The sequence below is a fragment of the Streptosporangium sp. NPDC049046 genome (assembly GCF_040649155.1).
GTDB lineage: Bacteria > Actinomycetota > Actinomycetes > Streptosporangiales > Streptosporangiaceae > Streptosporangium.
Genome location: NZ_JBEZEZ010000014.1, coordinates 164,711 through 185,597, shown reverse-complemented (window position 1 = coordinate 185,597; position 20,887 = coordinate 164,711). Strand labels below are relative to the sequence as shown.

Below are 20,887 nucleotides of genomic sequence, written 5' to 3'. Positions count from 1 at the left end.
GTTCTCCGCAGGGCACGGAAAAGGAAGTGGCCGTGATTCGTGGCCGGGAAGACAGGATCGGCGGAGCCGAGAGCCGGCCGTTGCCCGATCAGAGCGCCCCTGCGGCCCCGGCGCTGTGGACGGTGGGGTGGATCGGCCGGAAGCCGAGTTCACGGCGGATCTTGGAGGTGTCCGCGATGCCCTCCCAGGGGTCGTCGAGTGTTCGGCTCGTCGCCCCGTCGGCGACGGGCTCACCGTTGAGGTTCAGCAGTTCCAGCGCGGTGACGGGAGCGTCGTCGGCGACGTTGAACGTCTCCCCGTCCACACCGCCGGCCCGGATGAGGCGCAGCAGGGCCTGGGCGACGTCGGCGTGGTGCACCATGTGCAGACGTTTGTGGAGTGGCCAGTCGCGTGCCCACAGCAGCGACTCCGCCAGGTGTGGATCACCGTCGCCGTAGACGAAGGCGAGGCGGGCGATGCGCAGTGGCAGTCCTTCGGTCCGATGCAGTCCCAGGAGGATCTTCTCCGCGGTCGCCTTGCTCGCCGGGTAGGCCCTTGCCGATGGAACGGGCTCATCCGCCTCATGGGCCGGGCGGCCCCGGCCGGGACCGTAGACGAGGGTGGTGCCGACGTGGACGAACCGGGTGACACCGGCTCGGAGGGCGGCCTCGGCCAGTTCGACCGTGGCGGTGTGGTTGATTGCGATCGCCTCTTCGTCGGGGACGCCGCGGAAGGCCGCGCCGAGATGAACGACCGCGTCGACGCCCTTGAGGACGCCATCGAGGCCGCCGGTGTCACGCAGGTCGCCGACGACCACCTCGGCACCGAGCCCGCCGAGGGGCTCGGCCCGGACCGGGTCGCGGACCAGGGCGCGGACAGGCTCCCCATGCTGGAGCAGGCGGGGGACGAAGCGGCTGCCGACCCGCCCGGTCGCACCGGTCACGAGAATGGTCATGGAGGGACTCCCAGGGTTCGATGGACCACTGGGTGTGACGCTAGCAGATACTTGGATTACTTAAACCTTTTAATGTCACCAATATTTTAAGCCATTGGACTTACGTACCATGGTTCTCATGGAAGAGCGCGAACCTGATCAGGACGAACACCTCAGATCCGAGATCTGGAAAGCGCTCTACGACTTCTTCCTCGCCGAACACGAGCGTCGCATCGAGTCCCTCGGGAAACTGGGCGTCAGCCCCGGAGACCTCAAGGCCCTCATGCGGCTGGTTCCGGGACGGGGCGAACCGATGCGGGCACTGGCCGACATGTGGCGCTGCGACGCCTCGACCGTCACCTGGATCGTCGACCGATTGGAGAAACAGGGGTTGGTCGAGCGCCAGGCGCATCGGACCGACAGGCGCGTCAAGGTCGTCGTCCTGAGCCGGCGCGGTAAGGAGCTCCAGGCCCGGCTGACGGAGGACCTCTACCGGCCACCCGGCATCCTGTCGGAGCTGTCGCATACCGACCTGAAGGCATTCCACCGGTTGTCGTCGCGGCTGCGTCCGGAGGCCGGGTGAACGGGTTTCGAGATTCCCCCGGAGCCGTCACTGCCGGTCTTGCACGGGGTGCCCCAGACCCTGAGCCGGTGGCCGGTCAAGGACTCCGGGGGTGGGCTGGGGCGCCGTGCCGTGACAGGACTAGGAAGACCTGCTCCGGCGGCGGTAGTCGGTCCTGAAGCCGTCGATGGCGTCCCTGGTCGCCCTCAGGGCCGCGTCGGAGGTCTCGAAGGTGCGCTGGGCGACGCCGACGAAGATGCAGTCGACGATGAGGAGCTGGCTGATCCGGCTGGCCAGGGCGCCCGGCCGGAAGGCGGTCTCCCTGCCCGCCGAGACCAGGACGTGGTCGGCGAGCTCGGCCAGGGAGGAGCGCGGGTTGTTGGTGATCGCCACCGTGGTGGCACCCGCCCGCCGCGCGACGCGCACGGGCGCGAGCACGTCCGGGGTCTCGCCGGTGCAGCTCACCGCCACCGCGACGTCCTCGCCTCGTACCAGTGCCGCGCTGGTCAGCGCGAGGTGCGCGTCGGTGTAGGCGTGACCCGGCAGGCCGATCCGCATCAGCTTCTGCGCCATGTCGACCGCGACGAGCCCGGAGGCGCCGACTCCGTAGACGTCGACCCTGCGGGCTCCGGCCATCGCCTCCACCACCAGGCCCAGCCGGTCGGGGTTGAGCTGGGCCGCGGTGTCGGCCAGCGCCTCCGACTCGGCCCTCGCCACCTTCGCGATCACGTCGGTCAGCGGGTCGTCGGGGCCGAGGTCGCCGGGAACCAGCCGTTCCGGCTCGTTCCTGGCGACCGCCGCGGCCAGGGCGAAGCGCAGCTGCGAGTATCCGGCGAAGCCAAGGGCCCTCGCGGTGCGCACGATCGTGGCCTCGCTCGTGCCGGAGGCCGCGCTGAACTCGGTGATGGTGCTGCGGGCCACGACGCCGGGGTCGTCGAGGATGAGACGGGCGATGGACTGGGCGGCGGGGGTGAGGGAGGGGAGGACGGCCCTCACCGTGGCCACCAGGTTCACGGGGGTGGGGCCGTCGAGGACGTTCATTAAGCGCCTTTCATGTCATAAATCAGCCTATTGGTCACCGGTCAACCAGCGGGCCACGGCGCGGGCCGAAGCCCGGGAGATGCCGTTCGTGGTCACGTACACGGCCCCTGTGGGGGTGCCGGGCATCCCGGTCTCGATCACCACGGTGTCGGGGCGCAGCGCGACGGCCCGCGCCAGCAGTTCGCCGACCCAGGGGTGGCGCCCGGCGTCGTGCACCACCATCACCAGCGGGCGGCTCTCGTCACCCAGGTCGGGCAGCTCGGGCGCCTCCACGGTGACGACGTGGCCGACGGTGCCGGGAAGCACCTCGGCGAAGGCGCCGATGAGACCGGTGAGCGTGCCCGGCTCGACCGCCTCGCTCAGCCGGGGGGCGATGTCGACGACCAACGGCGGTCCGGAGAGCACGGCCGGAGCGGCCGTGGAGGTCACCCGGATGGCCGACCGGGCGGTCCGCAGGCCGAGCTCCTCGCCCTCGTCCCCCGCGTCCCTGGCGGCGATCCCCGCCGCCCGCGCCCGCGCGGCGGCGTCCGAGGCGTACCAGCCCGACAGGGCGAGGACGCGGGAGGCGGCCTCGGCGAGCCGGTCCTCGCCGAGCCTGCCCTCCCGTACGGCGTCCACGATGGCGTCGCGCAACTCGTGGACGTTCTCGCCTCCGGGGGAGGAGATGCCCGCGCAGATCGCGTCGGCCCCGGCCGCCAGGGCGCGGACCGCGATCTCCCCCGGCGGATGGAGGGCCGCGACGGCGCGCATCTCGATGGCGTCGGTGACGATCATGCCGGTGAATCCCAGCTCCTCGCGGAGCAGGCCGGTGACGATCCTCCGGCTCAGCGTCGCGGGATTCTCCGGGTCGAGGGCGGGGATCAGCAGGTGCCCGCACATGACGGCCCGCACCCCCGCGGCCACCGCGGTGCGGAAGGGCGGCAGATCGCGCTCGGCGAGGAGGCGCGCGGAGGCGTGCAGGGTCGGCAGGGCGTGGTGGGAGTCGGTGTGGGTGTCGCCGTGGCCGGGGAAGTGCTTGGCGCAGGCGGCGACCCCGGTCCCCTGGAGCCCGGAGATCCAGGCCGCGGTGTGCCGGGAGACCAGCTCCGCGTCGGCGCCGAAGGAGCGGACGCCGATCACCGGGTTGACCGGGTTGGCGTTGACGTCCGCCACCGGGGCGTAGTCGAGGGTGATGTCGGCGGATGCGAGGAGGCGGCCGATCTCCTGGGCGACGAGCCGGGTCGCCTCGACGTCGTCGCCCACGCCCAGGGCCCGGTTGCCCGGCCACGAGCTGCCCCGCGCGGCCTGCAGACGGGTGACGGACCCGCCCTCCTCGTCCACCGCGATCACCGCGGCGGGGTTCTCCGCGCGCAGCCGGGCGACCAGATCGGCGGTGTGGCCGAGGCCGGTGAGGTTGCGGGCGAACAACACGGTCCCGCCGAGGCCCTCCTCGCCGAGCGCGCGCAGCAGCCACCCGGGCGGCTCGGTGCCGTCGAACCCGGGCTGGAGGACGGTCATGGCCAGCCGGGCCAGGTCGGGGCTGCGATGGGGCATGCGGTCACCTTGATCGAGGTAGGCGTCGTGTGGCGGGTGGGCGGAGGAAGGTGTCTCAAGGCAGGTTACCCATCAATGATGATTTCCTTCATTTTCAATGCCCCAAAAGTAGTTTTCTGTCATCTGTGTGCGCTCCCCTCTCCTGTCGAGGTGGGAGGGGGCGCACGCGGAGGGGGTGCTCGCCGCCGAAAGCGTCAAGACCGCGAATGGGGCGGCCCGTGTTCTCGCTATCCCGTATACCCTGTAGGAATAGTGGGTTATGCTGGATCGCGTGTCAGGTTACCCATCGGTCGCCGTCGTGGGCGGCGGCGCGAGCGGCACGCTGGCGGCTGTCCACCTGCTCCGCGAGGCGCGGGCACGGAACACGCCGCTGGAGGTCGTGCTGATCGACCGGTACGGGCGGCACGCGCTGGGACAGGCGTACTCGACCACCGATCCGCACCACCTCCTCAACGCCTGCGCGAACAAGATGAGCGGGCTGGACGACGACCCAGGCCACTTCCTGCGCTGGGCCCTCGACGACGGGCTGGACGTCTCCGAATCCGACTACCTGCCCAGACAGACGTACGGGCGCTACCTTCGCGACCTGCTGGCCGACGCGGAGGAGTGGCCCGTCCGTGTGGTGCGCAGGGTGAAGGGCACGGTGAGCGCCTTGACCAGGGACCGGGGGGTGCGGGTCCACCTGTCGGGCGGCGGCGGGATCGACGCCGAGGCCGTCGTGCTCGCCCTGGGCAACCGCGCGCAGTCCGCCAGGCCGCCGATCGTGGACGAGAAAAGCCCCGGCTACGTCGCCGACCCGTGGGCGCCGGACGCGCTCTCGGAGATCCGCGACGGCGCGCCGGTACTCGTGCTGGGGACCGGGCTGACCATGGTGGACGTGGCGGTCAGCGTGACCCGGGCGCACCCGGATACCGTGGTCCACGCGGTGTCGCGGCACGCGCTGCTGCCGCGCCCGCACCCCCGGCCCGTACCGCCACCGGTCCCGACGCCGATCCCGGACGGGCCGCTGGGGATCGGCGACCTGCTCCGCGCCGTGCGTCTGGCCGTACGGGACAACGGGGGCGACTGGTACGGCGTGGTCGACGGCCTGCGGCCACAGGCCCAGAGACTGTGGGCCCGGCTCACCCCGGACGACCAGAGGCGGTTCCTGGGACTGGCCGCCCGCCACTGGGAGGTTCACCGCCACCGGATCCCTCCCCCCACGGCCGCCAGGATCGCCGACCTCAGAGCCGCCGGCCGCCTTCACCTGATCCGCGGCCGGCTGCTCCGGGCCACCGCCGGCCCTCGCGGGCTGCGCGCCCAGGTGAGCACCGACGGCGCCGTCCGCGAACTCGACGTCGGCTGGCTGGTCAACGCCACCGGGCCCGGCACCGACATCGCCCGTGACCCCCTCCTCGCCCGCCTCGTCGCCGACGGCGTGGTCCGGCCGGACCGGCTGCGGCTCGGGTTGGACGCCGATCCCGGCGGTGCGGTCCTGGACGCGTCAGGAGAAGCGGACGACAGGATCTTCACGCTCGGCCCTCTGCTGCGCGGAAGCCTGTACGAGACGACGGCGATCCCGGAGATCCGCGCCCAGGCGGCGGCCCTCGCACCGCGTCTGGTGGCGGCGATCACCCCCGCCGCCCGGCGCGCCGCGTCGGCCGGTTAGCCCCCTACCCCGCGCGGGCCGCGTCGTGGCGAGTCGGTGGCCACGACTGATCAGCTGCGGCGGGCTCCCCCCGGGGAGATCGGTGGCACGTGCGCGGCACGGGACGGGCGGGATCCCGGCGTCCGGCCCCAGGGAACGCCGGTGGCCGTGGCTCGTGCCCCGGCTCCGGTGCGGCCGGCGAACTTGACCTTCAGTGTGCTTGAGGTCCGATGCTGTGAGGAACTTCCACGGAAAAGAGGATTCCGATGAGTGAGGATCTGGTCGACTTCTGGTTCGATCCCGGCTGCCCCTGGGCCTGGATCACCTCCCGCTGGATTCTGGAGGTGCGCGAGGTGCGCCCCATCAGGATCAACTGGCGGGAGATGAGCCTGGCGGCGCTCAACGAGAAGCAGGACATGTCCGAGGAGTACCGCGAGATCGTCGAGCTCGGCCGGGGCGCCATCCGGGTGTTCGCGGCGGCACGCGCGGCGGCCGGGGACGCCGCCGTCGGCGAGCTCTACACCGCGCTCGGCACCCGCTACCACGGCGAGGACGGCCTGTTCCGGCGCGCCCGCGACACGACGCCCGACGGCGGTCTCGCGAGCTGGCGGGCCGCGATGGAGTCGCTGGAGCCGGTGATCGCCGCCGCGCTGGCCGACGCCGGACTGCCCCCCGAACTGCTCGCGGCGCGGAGCGACGACACCTGGGACGAGGCGATCCACGCCTCGCACGCCCTGGTGCCGGCGGGGGAGCGGAACCAGGCGCTGATCGGCGTCCCGACCATCTCGGTGAACGGGCACGCCGGTCAGTTCGGCCCCGTCGTCAGCGAGATCCCGACCGGCGAGCGGGCCGGGCGGCTCTGGGACGCGTTCAAGGTGCTCGCCACCGAGGAGGCGTTCTTCGAGCTCAAGCGGGTCACCGACCGGGCGGCTCCCCGCACCTACCCGGGGGCTCCATAGCGCGGGACCGGCCTTTCCTCCAGCGCCCTCGCCGCCCTTGACAGAGAAATAACCTGCTTTTTCGCGAAGGATACGCTTGATCATGTTCGTCCCCCCGCACTGAGGGCAGGCCCCGAGTGTGATGGAGTGTGAGGTTCGCCGGCACCGCCGTCGCCGTGCTGGTTCACGGAAGCGTGATCGCCGTTCCGGGGTTCGTGAGCGGGGCGGCTCGACCCGTACCACGATCGGACCTCCCTCTTCGCGTCACGGTGAGGTCGAGTAGCGGTTTGTGTCGGTGAGTTCGAGGGGGAGCCCCGCCGGCGGCCGCGACCGCGTGACCGAGGGCGGAACCTCTCTCACTCGTAACGTCGCCGTACGGCGACAGGATGGGGCCGGGAATGAGGATCGTTGGGATCGCGGGAAGCCTTCGCCCGGGGGCGTACGTCTGGAGGCTCCTGGAGGCGGCGGCACGGGAACTGCCCGCGACGGTGGACTTCGAGATCTGGCGGGGCCTGGAGCAGGTGCCGCCGTTGGAGGAGGGCGGGCTCCCGCGGCCGGTGGCCGATCTGTGGCACCGCCTCTCCGCCGCGGACGGCGTGCTGATCACCGCGCCGGCGCACAGCGCGCTCCCGGCGCAGCTGGGACACACGCTCGACTGGATCGTCTGCGCGCGAGGCGGCGCGGTCCTGATGGGCAAGCCGGTGGGTGTGGTGACCGCCTGCCCGCGCGCCCACGAGGGGATGTGGACGCAGATCCAGCTGCGCAGGGCGCTCGGCGCGGCGGGCGCGGTGGTCCGGGGCGCGGAACTGGCCGTCTCCACGACTCCCGCCCCGTTCGACGCCGACGGCAGGCTCGCCGACCAGGACTACCGGGCCCGGCTTCGCGACCTGCTGGACGAGATCTGCTCCCCTTCCCTCGCCGAGACCGGTTCTCTGCGCGGGTCCACCGTGTGAGGTCCGCCTGACCGCTCGCCGGGCCCCGCCGAGAGCCGGGCCCGGCCCCCGGGATCCGCCGTACGAGGTCCGCCGTACGGCTCTGATCCTCCCGGGTGCCCCTCGGGTCGGGGCGCCCCGCCGGAAGGCGAGCGCCCGGTCGCGCGCCGCACAGGGACGAGGAAGGGAGGCAGCCGTGGGGATATCCGGCCAGGAGGTGGCGCTGCGGGCTCTCGGCGCGGCGCTCGACGTGCACGCGCCGACGGCCAGACACGGCGTCAGGACGTTCCCCGAGGGCACGCCGTTCCTGTGGCTGACCGTTCCCGGTGCGGGAGGCGCCACCGTCTTCCTCGACGAGCGCCAATGGATCTGCCTGAGCGAACCCGAGCGCGGCGGGGTGACCGTCCAGCTCGTCGCCGGCGGGGTCGACGACGATCCCGCCCTTGTCGTAGGCCGCCTCATGGCCGTCATGACGCCGGTGCCCCGGCCTCCCGGCGGCCGTCTGTCACGCGCGCTGAAGGTGGGGCTGCTCGGGATCGCCGGGGGTGTGGGAGTGGGACTGCTGTCCGCGCTGCTCATGGCGATCCTCGTGGCGGGCAACGGCTACACCTCACCGGAGACGATCCGCGCGGTGTACGTCCTGGCCGTGCTGATCGGTGTCGCGACCGGGCTGTGGGTGTCCCTGCGCTGGTGGCGGATGGGGCGGGACCCGCGTGATCGGGACTCCGGTGGGCAGGAGCCGTAGGGACGACCACGTGGAGGAACGACATGGCCGAGCTGCTGGCGATCTACAACGAGAGCGCGGGGAGCGCCGACGAGAAGGCCAGGACCGCCGCACTCGAAACGCTGCGCGCCGGTGGCGCCGACGTGATCGAGGCGCCCGCCGGTAAGAAGGACCTGGACGAGATGCTCGACTCCTGCCCGGGCAGGGACGTGGTCGTGCTGGGCGGCGACGGCACATTGCACGTGGTGGTCGCCGCCCTGCACCGGCGCGGCGAGCTGGAGACCCGTACGGTGGGACTCGTCCCGCTGGGTACGGGCAACGACTTCGCCCGCGGCCTGGGCGTCCCGCTGGACCCGCCGGTCGCCGCCCGCGTCGTGCTCGCGGGCCGGCCGCAGCCGCTCGACCTGCTGGTGGACGACGAGGACGGGGTCGTCGTCAACATGGTCCACCTCGGCATCGGCGCCGAGGCCTCCGAGGGGGCGACGCCGCTCAAGCCGGTGCTCGGGCGGCTCGCCTACGCGGCGGGAGCGCTGCTCGCCGGTGTGCGAAGCCCCGGCTGGCGGCTGCGCGTCACCGTGGACGGCCGCTCCGTCGGCGACGGGCACCGGGTGCTCATGGTGGGGATCGGCAACGGCCTCACCATCGGCGGCGGCACCCCACTGGCTCCCCGGGCCAGGCCCGACGACGGCATGGCCGACGTCGTCGTCTCGCTGACGACCGGACCGCTGAACAGGCTCGCCTACGCCCTCCGGCTGCGCAGGGGAACCCATCCCGACCTGCGCGACGTGATCACCACCCGTGGCGGGGAGGTGACCGTGGAGGGCGAATCCGTCCCGGTGAACGCCGACGGCGAGCTGACCGGCCGGATCACCCGGCGCCGCTGGACGGTCCTGCCCGCCGCCTGGCGCATGTTCACCTGAGGCCGCGCCCGCTTTCGTCCGGGGAGGGGCGCCCGGCGGGCGTCCTGCCCCCGGACGCGCCCGCCGGGCGTATGCCGCCGCCGTCGCGGTCAGCCCAGGGAGGCCGAGACCAGGTCGCGCGCCTCCTGCTGCACCCGCTTCAGGTGCTCGGGGCCCTTGAAGGACTCGGCGTAGATCTTGTACACGTCCTCGGTGCCCGAGGGGCGGGCGGCGAACCAGGCGTTCTCGGTGGAGACCTTGAGCCCGCCGAGGGCCGCGCCGTTGCCGGGGGCCGAGGTCAGCACCTGGGTGATCTCCTCGCCGGCGAGGCTGCCCGCGGTGACCTGTTCGGCCGAGAGCCTGGCGAGCACCGCCTTCTCCTCCCGGGTCGCGGGGGCGTCGACGCGGGCGTAGGCGGGGTCGCCGAACCTGGACACCAGGTCGCCGTAGTGCTCGCTCGGTGAACGGCCCGTGGTCGCGATGATCTCCGAGGCGAGCAATGCCAGAATGATGCCGTCCTTGTCGGTGGTCCACACCGAGCCGTCGCGCCGCAGGAACGACGCCCCGGCGCTCTCCTCGCCGCCGAAGCCCAGCGAGCCGTCCAGCAGGCCGGGCACGAACCACTTGAACCCGACGGGGACCTCCATCAGTGGCCTGCCCAGGTCGGCGGCCACCCGGTCGATCATGCCGCTGCTCACCAGCGTCTTGCCGACCCCGGCACCGGCGGGCCAGCCCGGCCGGTGGGAGTAGAGGTAGGAGATCGCCACGGCGAGGTAGTGGTTGGGGTTCATCAGCCCTCCGTCGGGCGTGACGATGCCGTGCCGGTCGGCGTCGGCGTCGTTGCCCGTGGAGACGTCGAAGGCGTCACGGTTGGCGATGAGCGAGGCCATCGCGTACGGCGACGAGCAGTCCATCCGGATCTTGCCGTCCCAGTCCAGCGTCATGAACCGCCACGTCGGGTCGGTGAGCGGGTTGATCACCGTCAGGTCCAGCCGGTGCCGCTCGGCGATCTCCCCCCAGTACGCGACGCTCGCCCCGCCCAGCGGGTCGGCGCCGACGCGCACCCCCGCCTCCCGGACGGCGTCGAGATCCAGCACCGAGGGCAGGTCGTCCACGTAGTGGCCGAGGAAGTCGTACCGGCCGGTCGTGTCGGCGGCCAGCGCCCGGGTGTACGGGATCCGCCTGACCTCCTTCAGCCCGTCGGCGATCAGCGCGTTGGCCCTGTCCTGGATCCAGGAGGTGGCGTCGGTGTCGGCGGGGCCGCCGTGCGGCGGGTTGTACTTGAAGCCGCCGTCGCCGGGCGGGTTGTGCGAGGGGGTCACCACCACGCCGTCGGCAAGCGCCGAGGAACGTCCCCGGTTGTGGGCCAGGATCGCGTGGGAGACCGCGGGGGTCGGGGTGTAGCCGTCCCGGCTGTCGATCATGACCGTCACCCCGTTGGCCGCGAAGACCTCCAGCGCCGACACGCCGGCCGGTTCCGACAGCGCGTGGCTGTCGGCGCCCAGGAACAGCGGGCCGTCGACACCCTGCGCGGCCCGGTACTCCACGATGGCCTGGCTGGTCGCGAGGATGTGGTCCTCGTTGAAGGCGACGTTCAGCGAGGAGCCCCGGTGTCCCGACGTCCCGAACGCCACCCGCTGGCCGATCTCACCCGGGTCGGGATGCAGGGCGTAGTAAGAGGTCACCAGGCGGGCCACGTCGACCAGATCGGACGGCCTGGCGGGCTGTCCCGCGTGTTCGTGCGTCATCGCAGTCTCCTCACATCACACCTGGGCTAACCGTATCTGCCCTTAAATCGGATAAGGCTGCACAACTCATGAGGGCTTGGGGTGAACCGGTGGCTCCGTGCTCCCCGTATACCGTTGACAACGTTGTCATTACCGTCGTACCTTCAGCCTGTTTGCCCGGTCACTTGGGAAAAGTACCCTTTGTGGCATCGATCAGCGGAGGATCCCCTTGCACAGCCGCGCGGTGGCACCGATGGTCACCTGCCCTCCAGCCGCGCCCCGGCATGCCGGGCGGGCCGGCCGGTGACCGCCCTCGCGATCGACATCGGCGGCACCAAGTTCGCCGCGGCGCTGGTCAGGCCCGACGGGACCGTGACACGCAGGGTGGAGGTGCCGGTCGGCCGGGACCCCGAGGCGACACTGGTCTCGCTCGTCCACGACATCCGTGGTACCCGGGACGATCGCCCCGCAGACGCCGCCGTCGGCGTCGATGACACCCGAGATCTGGCCGGGATCGGGATCGGCTCCGCGGGCCCCCTCGACGCCGTCGCCGGCACGGTCAGCCCGGTCAACATCCCCGCCTGGCGGGGCTTCCCCCTGGTCGGCGCGGTGAGCGAGCTCCTTCCCGGCCTCCCCGTCGCCCTCGCGGGGGACGCGCAGTGCATGGCACTGGGGGAGTGGTGGCGGGGCGGGCACTCGCGCTCCCGCGCCCTGCTGGGCATCGTGGTGTCCACCGGTGTGGGCGGGGGCCTCGTCCTCGACGGGACGCCGTACGTGGGACCCACGGGAAACGCCGGACACATCGGGCACATCATCGTGGACCGCGACGGAGAGCTCTGCCCCTGCGGGGCGACCGGTTGCCTGGAGACGATCGCGAGCGGCCCGAGCATGGTCCGCTGGGCGCTGGCGAACGGCTGGAGCGCTCCCGGTGCGCGTCCGGACGCCCGCGCGCTCTCGGCCGACGCCGCACGCGGGGTGCCCGCCGCCCAGCTGGCCTTCCAGCGGGCCGCCGACGCGCTGGCCGTGGCGATCCTCACCACGGCGGCGCTCTTCGACATCGACGACGTCGTCATCGGGGGCGGCGTGTCCGGGGCGGGGGAGACCCTGCTCGCCCCGCTGCGCCAGGCGGTCGCCGAACGGGCCGGCCTCGCCTTCCTGCGCCGCCTGACCGTCGAACAGACCTCCCTGGAACGCGACGCCGGCCTGTACGGCGCCGCGGCCCTGGTCCTCCCCGTCGCGGGGTAGGAAGCCGCGTTCTCTCCTTCGCCCGCAGGCGGAGGTGTCCACGCCTAAGGAGAACTGATGAGCTCACTCGCCGTCCAGCTGTACTCCGTACGCGAACAGGCGGCCGTCGATCGCCGCGCCGTGCTGCGCCGCATCGCCGGCATGGGGTACGACGCGGTCGAGCCGTTCGACGCGCATCTCGACCCGGGAGGTCTGCGCGAGGATCTGGAGGAGGCCGGGCTCTCGGTGTGCAGCGTTCACGCCCCGCTTCTCGACGAGCGGCGCGCGTCCTCGCTCGCCGGGGCCGTCGCGGTCGGCGCGCGGACCGTCATCGTGCCCGCCGCCCCCGCCGAGTGGTTCGCCGACAGGGAGGGGGTCGAGCTGGCGGCGAGGAACATCGGCGAGGCGGCCCGTGAGGCCGCCGACCACGGGCTGCGACTCGGATACCACAATCACTGGTGGGAACTGGAACAGCGGGTGGACGGCCGTCCCGCGCTGGAGGTGCTGGCGGAGCTGCTGGACCCCTCGGTGCTGCTGGAGGTCGACCTCTACTGGGCGGCGACCGGCGGGGTCGACCCCTCGGGGCTGTTGACCCGGCTGGGCGAGCGGGTGAGCCACCTGCACGTCAAGGACGGCCCCGCCACCCAGGAGGGCCCGATGACCGCGGTCGGCGCCGGCCAGGTGCCCATCGTGGACGCGCTGAACACCGCGCCGGACGCGGTGCGGATCGTGGAGCTCGACCACTGCGCCACCGACATGCTCCAGGCGCTGGACGACAGCCACGCCTACCTGACCGGTCTCGTCGCCGCCGGGTGGGTGAGCGCATGACCGGCCCGCTCGGGGTGGCGATCGTCGGGTGCGGCAACATCAGCCACCAGTACCTGGGTAACCTCACCACCTTCCCCGGCGTGCGCGTGGTGGCGTGCGCCGACCTGGACCTGGCCCGTGCCGAGGAGGTCGCCGCGCGCTACGGCGTACCGGTGGCGACCTCCCCGCAGGAGGCGATCTCGCACCCCGACGTGGAACTGGTGGTCAACCTCACGATCCCGGCCGCGCACGCCGAGGTGGCGCTCGCCGCCGTCCTGGCCGGGCGGCACGTCTACAACGAGAAGCCGTTCACCGTGGACAGGGAGTCCGGCGCGCGGCTCGTCGAGGCCGCCACGGCGGCGGGGGTGCTCCTGGGCAGCGCCCCCGACACCTTCCTGGGCGCGGGGCTGCAGACCGCGGCCAGGCTCGTCTCCGAGGGGGCCATCGGCACCCCGCTCACCGCCCTCACCCTGTTCCAGACACCGGGTCCCGAGGTCTGGCACCCGAACCCCGAGTTCTTCTTCCAGCCCGGGGCCGGGCCGCTGTTCGACATGGGTCCCTACTACCTGACGACCCTGGTGACCCTCTTCGGGCCGGTGGCGCGGGTCGCCGCGGTCAGTCGCAGGGCGAGGGACGAACGGGTCGTCGGCTCCGGCCCCAAGGCGGGGACGCGTATTCCCGTGGCGGTGCCCACCCACACGACCACGCTCCTGGAGTTCGCCGCGGGGCAGGCCGCCACGCTCGTCTTCAGCTTCGACTCGCCGCTGGGACGCACCGGGTTCGTCGAGATCACCGGTACCGAGGCGACCATGGAGGTGCCCGATCCCAACACCTTCGGCGGTGAGGTCCGGCTGCGCCGGGCCACCGACGAGGAGTGGACGCCGGTTCCCATCAAGGGCACCGAGGCCGGTCGCGGCCTGGGCGTGCTCGACATGGCCCAGGCCATCCGTGAGGGAAGGCCGCACCGGACCACCGGCGAACTCGGCCTGCACGTCCTCGACACGATGATCGCCATCGCGGAGTCCGCGGAGCGGGGCGAGTTCGTGGAGGTCGGCAGCACCTGCCCGGTGCCCGCACCGCTGCCCGAGGGGTGGGACCCGGCCGCGATCCGGTTCGACTGACGGTCACAGGGCGGGGGCGGGTCGTCTCGCGGCCCGCCCTCGCGCGCTACTCGCCCGGGAAACGGCCCCCGAGGGCGACGGCGACGACGGTTCGCCCCCGCGCGGCGCGCCTGAGCCGCTGCCGGGGCTCCAGGTGTCCGGTCCGGTCGGCGGGGAGGGGGCCCTCAGGACAGGGCTTGGAGTCAGGGTGCCTGGTCGGCGGGGCCGACGGCCCTGGGGACCGGCTCGGAGGAATCCCGGGAGAGCTCGCCGGAGGACTCCTCCAGGCGGGCGCGAAGGCGGGCGCGGATCTCCTCCGGGGTGTACGCCTGCCGGCGGCGCTCGGCCCGCGCGATCACGACTCCCGTGGCCGCGACGCCCGCCACACCCGCCAGACCGAGTATCTTCCACCATCGCATGTGCCTACGCTATCGGAATGTCCGGCAAGAGCATCAGCCTCGATGAGGCCGTCAACCTGACCCGCACCGGCGACGTGTGGCTGTTCCGCGGTCGAACGGTGCCCGATCGAGCGATCCAGACCATGACGAACAGCCCCGTCAACCACGTCGGCATGTCGGTCGTCATCGACGACATGCCGCCCCTGATGTGGCACGCCGAACTGGGTCGCTCCCTGCCCGACCTGTGGTCGGGAACCCACCAGCGCGGCGTCCAGCTGCACGACCTGCGCGAGGCGGTGACGGTCTGGGCCACCAGATACGGCCAGCGCGGCTGGCTGAGACAGCTGGAGCCGCAGGCACCCCCCGAGATGGAGGACGCCGTCCTGCGCACCGTCGCCAGGCTGGACGGCACGCCCTTCCCCTCGACGGCCAGGCTCGCCGGCCGCTGGATGAAGGGGCGGGTGCCCAAGATCTTCAAGCGAGGCGCCGAGGAGAGCGCCCTGGAGAGCGCCTACTGCGCGGAGGTCGTCGCGGTCACGTACGAGGCCATGGGACTGCTGCCCGGAGGGCGGCGGCCGAACTGGTACGACCCCGGCCGTTTCTGGAGCGGTGACGATCTGGAACTGATCGGAGGTTTCCAGCTCGGAGGCGAGATCACCGTGAAGCTGGGGTAGGCCGTACGACGAACGGATCGGCGGGCGCAACCCCCGGCACCCGCCGCTCGAAGACAAGGATGGCGGATTCCCTCACCCTAGGGGTTCCACGGGCCCCTGAGGTCTCGTGCCGCCGTCGCCTTGAGGGGGTGCGTCATGCCGGACACGGTGGTGATCGTCGGTGCGGGTCTCGCCGGTCTGGCATGCGCCCTGCGGCTGCGTTCGGCGGGAGTGGAGGTCCGCGTCGTCGAGGCGGCGGACGAGGCGGGCGGGCGGGTGCGCACCGACGTCGTGGACGGCTTCCGGCTGGACCGCGGCTTCCAGGTCTTCAACACCGCCTACCCGGAGGCCGCGCGGGTCCTCGACATCGGAGCCCTGGACCTGCGCCCGATCCCGTCCGGCCTGATCTCCTTCGAGAGGGGGCGGCGGGAGCGGTTCATGCTGCCCTGGCGCCACCCGGGCCAGGCGCTCAGCGGGCTCCTCGCCGACGTGGGCTCTCCGCGCGACAAGGCGGCCCTGGCGGCGCTGACCGCACGGGACCTCCTGCTGCCGGTGAGCCGGCTGCGCGACGGGCGCGAACGCACCACGCGCGAGGAACTGCGGCACTGGGGCGTCTCACCGAGGATGGTCGAGAAACTGATCCGCCCGTTCCTTTCCGGTGTCGTCCTGGAGCGGGAACTGGAGACCTCCAGCCGTTTCTTCCACCTCATCTGGCGCGCCTTCGCCCGGGGAACGGTCGGGGTGCCCGCGCTCGGCATGGGAGAGATCACCCGGCAGCTCGCCGGACGCCTTCCTCCGGGGGCGCTCGCGCTGGAGACCCCGGTCCTCGCCGTGACCGAGGAGGGGGTGGAGACGGCCGGGGGCGAGACGATCCAGGCCCGCGCGGTGGTGGTGGCCACCGACCCCGCCATGGCCGCCGCACTCTATCCGGGGCTGGAGACTCCGGCGATGCGCTCGGTGACGACCTTCTACCACGCGGCCTCCCGCTCGCCCATGGACGACCCCACGCAGATCGTCGACGCGGAGGGCCACATCACCGACACCCTGGTCATCAGCGACGCCGCGCCCGCGTACGCGCCGCCGGGCCGGGCGTTGGTCTCCACGTCGGTGCTGGGAGTCCTCTCCGACGCGGACGAGCCCCGGGTCAGGGCGCGGCTTTCACAGATCTACGGGACGGACACCTCGAACTGGGACCATCTGGCGACGTACGCCGTCAAGGAGGCGCTGCCCGCGATGGTGCCGCCGTTCTCGTTGCGGCGCCCCGTGCGCTTCGCGCCGGGCCGCTATGTGTGCGGAGACCACCGCGACACCGGCTCGCAGCAGGGAGCCCTGGTCTCGGGGCGCAGGGCGGCCGAGGCCGTCCTGGCCGACCTGGGGTGATCCTTGGAGGTCGTCTCCTGGCCGACAGACCGGTCCAAGGGGCCCGCCCGGCCTGAGGGCCTGTCCGGTTGAGTCGATCGACCGCGACGCGGCCGGGCAGTGCAGCCTGGCCTGAGGGCCTGTCCGGGCGCCAGGCCCTCAGGCCAGCCGAGCGGGGAAGCCGCCGGTGGCGATGGGGCCCCAGCGCTCCGGGGTGACGCGCAACAGCGACTTGCCCTGCCGTGTCATCGCCGCTCGATACTCGTCCCAGTCGGGGTGCTCACCGGAGATGGACCGGTAGTAGTCGACCAGCGGTTCGAGGGCCTCCGGCAGGTCGAGGACCTCGGCCGTGCCGTCCACCTGCACCCAGGGGCCGTCGAAGTCGTCCGACAGGACCACGACGCTCACCCGCGGGTCACGGCGGGCGTTGGAGGTCTTGGCGCGTTCGGGGTAGGTGGACACCACGATGCGGCCCTCGGCGTCGACGCCGCAGGTCACCGGGGACGCCTGTGGCCTGCCGTCGCGCCGCGCGGTGATGACCAGCGCGCGGTGGCGGTCACGGAGGAAATCCAGCAGCCGGTCGCGGGAGACGACCTCGTTGGTCGCGATCTTCGGGCTCATGATTCCCACTCTACGGGGGGATGCGGAGGGCCTTGATTAACGCCCCGTCGAATGGAAAATAGCTATCTCTCTCGGGAGATATGTGGTCAAGAGTCCTCTAGTGGGGCATTTAGCCTCAAATCTCAGGGAATTGATCTCCAATACAGGACATGAGTGGCTCGGGAACCCGCCGACGGACCCGGATGGCTCATCCGCCCAACCAAGGAGAAAACCGTGAAGCAGAAGTCTCTTCTGGCATCGGCCCTGACCGTACTCGCCCTGACCGCAGCCCCCGCCGCGCAGGCGGTCGCCGCCCACGGGTGGATCACCTCTCCCACACCGGTCCCGACAGACTCGACCATGCCCACCGAGGGCGCCTCGCCCGAACCCTCGGGCATGATGACGGAGCCGTTCGGCCCCGGGTGCGCGTCCCTGCCCGCCAGCGGCGAGGGCAGCCTCAGCGAGATGGCCTCACAGCCGGTCGCCACCGCCGCCGCCTCCAACCCCTCCCTCTCCACGCTGGCCCAGGCGATCGAGCAGGCCGGCCTGACCGAGACGCTCAACTCCGCCAAGGACATCACGGTGTTCGCCCCCACCAACGAGGCGTTCGCCAAGATTCCGAAGGAGAAGCTCGACAAGCTCCTGTCCGACAAGGCGGAGCTGACCAAGGTCCTGACCCACCACGTCGTCGAGGGGAAGAAGACCCCCGAGGACCTGACCCAAGGCACGCTGACCACGATGCAGGGAGGGACACTGACCGTGAAGGGCTCCGGTGAGGACTTCACCGTCGACGACGCCAAGGTCCTCTGCGGCAACATCCAGACCTCCAACGCCGTCGTCTACCTCGTCGACACGGTGCTCATGCCGAAGTGACCGCGGCGAAGGCGGTGAACACGCGGCGGCCGTGACGGACGTCGCGGTCACGACGATCGCGACGGCCGTCACGATGCCGGCGGGCCGGTCGAGCCGCTGTGCCCCGGCGGCCCGAACCGCGACCGGCCCACAGTGACCCGACAGCGGCCCGACAGGTCGGTCGAGCCGCGACGCGGCAGGCGTGGCGACCTGACACGGCGGACCGGGGTGACCCGGGGCGACCCGGCGGGCCGAACCGCGACCTGACAGGCCGGGCCGCGATCCGGCCGAAGGAGGGGTGTCCGCGACGGGGCGCCCCTCATCGGTGTCTCCCGCTTCCCGCCCGTACCCGTCCCGCGCCCTCCTTCGATCGAGGGGACGTCGCGCGACTAGTGCCCCGATCCGCGGGTACCTGGCCGTCACACGGCGGGAAGGCGGAGGGCATGAGCATCAAGGACAGGTTCGGGCCGAGGGCGCGGAAGCTGCGCGCCGTGGCCCGCGAGGTCTTCGGCTGGCGTGACCTGCGCCCCGGGCAGCTCGACGCCATGCGTCACCTGCTCGCCGGGGGCGACGCCCTCGTGGTCATGCCCACCGGCAGCGGTAAGTCGGCCGTCTACCAGGTGCCGGCACTGCTGCTCGACGGGCCCACCGTCGTCGTCTCGCCGCTCATCGCCCTCCAGCGTGACCAGGTCGCCGGGCTGGCCGAGGCCGACGCGGGCGGGGCGGTCGCGGTCAACTCCGCCCAGTCCGGTGGCGAGGCGTCCCTGGAGGCCGTACGCGCGGGCGCGGCCGAGTTCGTCTTCCTCTCACCCGAGCAACTCGCGAAACCGGAGACGGTCGAGCGGCTGCGCGCCGCGCGTCCCTCGCTGATCGCCGTGGACGAGGCGCACTGCGTGTCGGCGTGGGGCCACGACTTCCGGCCCGACTACCTGAGGCTGGGCCAGGTCATCGAGCAGCTGGGGCATCCGCCGGTGGTGGCGTTGACCGCCACGGCCGCCCCTGCGGTACGCGACGAGATCGTCACCGCCCTCGGGCTGAGGAACGTCCGCCAGATCGTGCGGGGCTTCGACCGGCCCAACATCGACCTACAGGTGCGCCGCTTCGTCACCCAGGAGGATATGAGGCGGGCGCTGGTGGAGGACGCGGCGTCCCGCTCAGGACTCGGGCTGGTCTACGTCGCCACCCGCCGCGCCGCCGAGGAGTACGCCACCGCGCTGCGCGAGGCCGGTCGCAGGGCCGAGGCGTACCACGCGGGGATGAAGGCGGCCGAGCGGCACAGGATCCACGAGATGTTCCGCGACGACGAGCTGGACGTCGTGGTCGCGACCTCGGCGTTCGGCATGGGCATCGACAAGCCGGACGTGCGGTTCGTGCTGCACGCCGCCCCGCCGGAGTCGCCGGACTCCTACTACCAGGAGATCGGCCGGGCCGGGCGGGACGGCGGGCCCGCCGCCGCGGTGCTCTTCTACCGTTCCGAGGACCTCGGGCTGCGCAGGTTCTTCGTCGGGGGACGCGCCGACGAGGAACTGCTGCTACGGGTCGCCACGCTGGTGCACGAGCACGGCGGCACCGTACCCGCGGGCGAGATGCGGACCCTGCTCGACGTCGGCGCCACCCGGCTCACCCGGCTGGTCAACCTCCTGGAGCGGGCGAACGCGATCGAGGTCACCGGCGAGGGCGACCTGCGCCGGGTGTCCGGCGGTCCCGAGCCCGAGGCGGCCGCGGCCCGCGCCGTCGAGCTGGACGACACCCGGCGTCGCATCGACGACTCCAGGATCGACATGATGCGCGCGTACGCGGAGACCACGGGCTGCCGCCGCCGCTTCCTGCTCGAATACTTCGGCGAGCCGCGCGAGCGCGGCTGCGAGGCCTGCGACACCTGCCGCGCAGGCCTGCCCCAGGAGCCGGAGGCCGCGGGCGAGGGGCCCTTCGCGATGCACGCCAGGGTGCGGCACAGCGCCTGGGGGCCGGGGATGGTGATGAGCAGGGAGAGCGACCGGATCACCGTGCTGTTCGACGAGGTCGGCTACAAGACCCTCTCGCTGGAGGCCGTGGAGCGCGACGACCTCCTGGTCGCGGGTTAGGTCCGCCTCCCGGAGGCCGGCCGGTGGGAGGGATCCGCGGGTCGCGCCGGTCCTCGTCAGTCCTTGGCCTTGCGGGCCACCCCGCCCATCGTCCACGTCCTGTCGCGGCCCTGCGCGGTGAGCGGGTTGTCGGGGTGCCAGTGGCGGATGTAGACCAGGCCGGGATCGACGAGTTCCAGCCCGTCGAAGAAGCGCAGCACCTCATCGCTTCGCCGGGAGGCGTCCTCGGTGCGGCCGAGGACCCGCTGGAATATCTCGACCAGCGGGCCCTTGGCCTCCGGCCGCGTGTCGAAGACGACGTGGCCGATGCCGAAGTGGCTGCCGACCGGCACCGCGTCGCGAAGGATGGCCACGCTCTTGTGCGGGTCGTCCTCGTCGGGGATGAACTGCAGGGCCGACAGGATCAGGACGGCCACCGGTAGCTCCAGGTCGACCAGGCGCAGCAGTTCCGGGTCGGTGAGCAACTCGCGGGGGTGCAGGACGTCACCCTCGACGGCGGTGGTGTACGGGTTGGTGGCGAGCGTGGCGCGGGCGTGGGAGAGCACCACGGGGTCGTTGGAGACGTAGACCACGCGCGTGTCGGGGACGATCTCCTGGGCCACCTGGTGGACGTTGCGGCGGTTGGGCAGGCCGGAGCCGATGACGACGAACTGGGTCATGCCTCGCTCGACGAGATATCGCACCATCCGGCGCAGGAACGCCTGGGCCTCGTGCGTCATGGTCCTGATCTCGGGCGCGACGGCGAGCACCTCCTCGGCCGCCTCGCGGTCGGCGGCGAAGTTGTCCTTCCCGCCGAGAAAGTAGTCGTGCATTCTGGCGATGTTGGGAACGCTGGTGTCCAGGCCTACCCCCGGCCGCCGGGACGTGTCGTTCAACGGGTTTCACCTCCGCTGTTGCCTGCGACATTAGAGAAT

General features: G+C 72.2%; 20 protein-coding genes. 13 read left to right on the top strand and 7 right to left on the bottom strand.

The window, feature by feature from the left end:
- Positions 1-88: 88 nt before the first annotated feature.
- Entirely contained in the window at positions 89-934 is an 846-nt protein-coding gene (locus AB0B96_RS21560) for an NAD(P)-dependent oxidoreductase (protein ID WP_362901109.1), read from the bottom strand.
- 118 nt (positions 935-1,052) lie between these two features.
- Here AB0B96_RS21560 and AB0B96_RS21555 point away from each other — a divergent pair, with 118 nt between their 5' ends.
- Complete coding sequence (locus tag AB0B96_RS21555; protein ID WP_362901107.1) at positions 1,053-1,496, top strand: MarR family transcriptional regulator; 444 nt, start codon at positions 1,053-1,055, stop codon at positions 1,494-1,496.
- Between the two features lie 120 nt (positions 1,497-1,616).
- On the opposite strand, the gene AB0B96_RS21550 is transcribed toward AB0B96_RS21555, so the two are convergent.
- Positions 1,617-2,516, bottom strand: a complete 900-nt coding sequence (locus AB0B96_RS21550; protein WP_362901105.1) for a MurR/RpiR family transcriptional regulator — start codon at positions 2,514-2,516, stop codon at positions 1,617-1,619.
- 27 nt (positions 2,517-2,543) lie between these two features.
- Positions 2,544-4,049 (bottom strand): glycoside hydrolase family 3 N-terminal domain-containing protein, encoded by a 1,506-nt coding sequence (locus AB0B96_RS21545; protein WP_350946254.1) that lies wholly within the window; start codon positions 4,047-4,049, stop codon positions 2,544-2,546.
- Between the two features lie 271 nt (positions 4,050-4,320).
- On the opposite strand from AB0B96_RS21545, the gene AB0B96_RS21540 reads away from it, so the two are divergent.
- From AB0B96_RS21540 to AB0B96_RS21520, 5 genes are all read left to right on the top strand, one after another.
- On the top strand, positions 4,321-5,697 hold the full coding sequence (locus AB0B96_RS21540; RefSeq protein ID WP_362901102.1) for an FAD/NAD(P)-binding protein: 1,377 nt from the start codon (positions 4,321-4,323) through the stop codon (positions 5,695-5,697).
- Between the two features lie 245 nt (positions 5,698-5,942).
- On the top strand, positions 5,943-6,635 hold the full coding sequence (locus AB0B96_RS21535; protein WP_362901100.1) for a DsbA family protein: 693 nt from the start codon (positions 5,943-5,945) through the stop codon (positions 6,633-6,635).
- Positions 6,636-7,012: 377 nt separating this feature from the next.
- Complete coding sequence (locus tag AB0B96_RS21530; RefSeq protein WP_362901098.1) at positions 7,013-7,567, top strand: NAD(P)H-dependent oxidoreductase; 555 nt, start codon at positions 7,013-7,015, stop codon at positions 7,565-7,567.
- Between the two features lie 175 nt (positions 7,568-7,742).
- On the top strand, positions 7,743-8,291 hold the full coding sequence (locus AB0B96_RS21525) for a hypothetical protein (protein WP_350946250.1): 549 nt from the start codon (positions 7,743-7,745) through the stop codon (positions 8,289-8,291).
- 23 nt (positions 8,292-8,314) lie between these two features.
- Entirely contained in the window at positions 8,315-9,190 is an 876-nt protein-coding gene (locus tag AB0B96_RS21520; protein WP_362901096.1) for a diacylglycerol kinase family protein, read from the top strand.
- A gap of 89 nt (positions 9,191-9,279) precedes the next feature.
- On the opposite strand, the gene pgm is transcribed toward AB0B96_RS21520, so the two are convergent.
- Complete coding sequence (pgm, locus tag AB0B96_RS21515; protein ID WP_362901094.1) at positions 9,280-10,917, bottom strand: phosphoglucomutase (alpha-D-glucose-1,6-bisphosphate-dependent); 1,638 nt, start codon at positions 10,915-10,917, stop codon at positions 9,280-9,282.
- Positions 10,918-11,199: 282 nt separating this feature from the next.
- Here pgm and AB0B96_RS21510 point away from each other — a divergent pair, with 282 nt between their 5' ends.
- Genes AB0B96_RS21510 through AB0B96_RS21500 form a run of 3 tightly spaced genes read left to right on the top strand, consistent with a single transcriptional unit; the run spans position 11,200 to position 14,048 of the window.
- The gene (locus tag AB0B96_RS21510) at positions 11,200-12,141 is read left to right on the top strand and encodes an ROK family protein (protein ID WP_362901092.1); all 942 of its coding nucleotides are present in this window, start codon (positions 11,200-11,202) and stop codon (positions 12,139-12,141) included.
- A 57-nt stretch (positions 12,142-12,198) separates the two neighbouring features.
- Positions 12,199-12,948: a sugar phosphate isomerase/epimerase gene (locus tag AB0B96_RS21505; RefSeq protein ID WP_362901090.1), complete on the top strand. Its 750-nt coding sequence runs from the start codon at positions 12,199-12,201 to the stop codon at positions 12,946-12,948.
- Complete coding sequence (locus AB0B96_RS21500; RefSeq protein ID WP_350946245.1) at positions 12,945-14,048, top strand: Gfo/Idh/MocA family oxidoreductase; 1,104 nt, start codon at positions 12,945-12,947, stop codon at positions 14,046-14,048. Before AB0B96_RS21505 ends, AB0B96_RS21500 begins: the two co-directional genes overlap by 4 nt.
- A gap of 182 nt (positions 14,049-14,230) precedes the next feature.
- Here the strand turns inward: AB0B96_RS21500 and AB0B96_RS21495 are convergent, their stop codons facing one another.
- Positions 14,231-14,446, bottom strand: a complete 216-nt coding sequence (locus AB0B96_RS21495; protein ID WP_362901088.1) for a hypothetical protein — start codon at positions 14,444-14,446, stop codon at positions 14,231-14,233.
- Positions 14,447-14,463: 17 nt separating this feature from the next.
- On the opposite strand from AB0B96_RS21495, the gene AB0B96_RS21490 reads away from it, so the two are divergent.
- Together AB0B96_RS21490 and AB0B96_RS21485 are read left to right on the top strand one after the other, a co-directional pair.
- Positions 14,464-15,099: a hypothetical protein gene (locus tag AB0B96_RS21490; RefSeq protein ID WP_362901086.1), complete on the top strand. Its 636-nt coding sequence runs from the start codon at positions 14,464-14,466 to the stop codon at positions 15,097-15,099.
- A 135-nt stretch (positions 15,100-15,234) separates the two neighbouring features.
- Positions 15,235-16,458 carry an NAD(P)/FAD-dependent oxidoreductase gene (locus AB0B96_RS21485; RefSeq protein ID WP_362901084.1) on the top strand — a complete coding sequence of 408 codons (1,224 nt, stop codon included), beginning with the start codon at positions 15,235-15,237 and terminating at the stop codon, positions 16,456-16,458.
- Positions 16,459-16,596: 138 nt separating this feature from the next.
- Here the strand turns inward: AB0B96_RS21485 and AB0B96_RS21480 are convergent, their stop codons facing one another.
- Positions 16,597-17,058: a PPOX class F420-dependent oxidoreductase gene (locus AB0B96_RS21480; RefSeq protein ID WP_350946241.1), complete on the bottom strand. Its 462-nt coding sequence runs from the start codon at positions 17,056-17,058 to the stop codon at positions 16,597-16,599.
- 213 nt (positions 17,059-17,271) lie between these two features.
- Between AB0B96_RS21480 and AB0B96_RS21475 the strand changes: the two genes are divergently transcribed.
- Complete coding sequence (locus tag AB0B96_RS21475; protein ID WP_350946240.1) at positions 17,272-17,910, top strand: fasciclin domain-containing protein; 639 nt, start codon at positions 17,272-17,274, stop codon at positions 17,908-17,910.
- A 422-nt stretch (positions 17,911-18,332) separates the two neighbouring features.
- Positions 18,333-19,973 carry an ATP-dependent DNA helicase RecQ gene (locus tag AB0B96_RS21470; RefSeq protein WP_362901081.1) on the top strand — a complete coding sequence of 547 codons (1,641 nt, stop codon included), beginning with the start codon at positions 18,333-18,335 and terminating at the stop codon, positions 19,971-19,973.
- Positions 19,974-20,029: 56 nt separating this feature from the next.
- Here AB0B96_RS21470 and AB0B96_RS21465 read toward each other — a convergent pair whose 3' ends face one another.
- Positions 20,030-20,848 (bottom strand): SAM-dependent methyltransferase, encoded by an 819-nt coding sequence (locus AB0B96_RS21465; RefSeq protein ID WP_350946238.1) that lies wholly within the window; start codon positions 20,846-20,848, stop codon positions 20,030-20,032.
- Between the last annotated feature and the right edge of the window lie 39 nt (positions 20,849-20,887).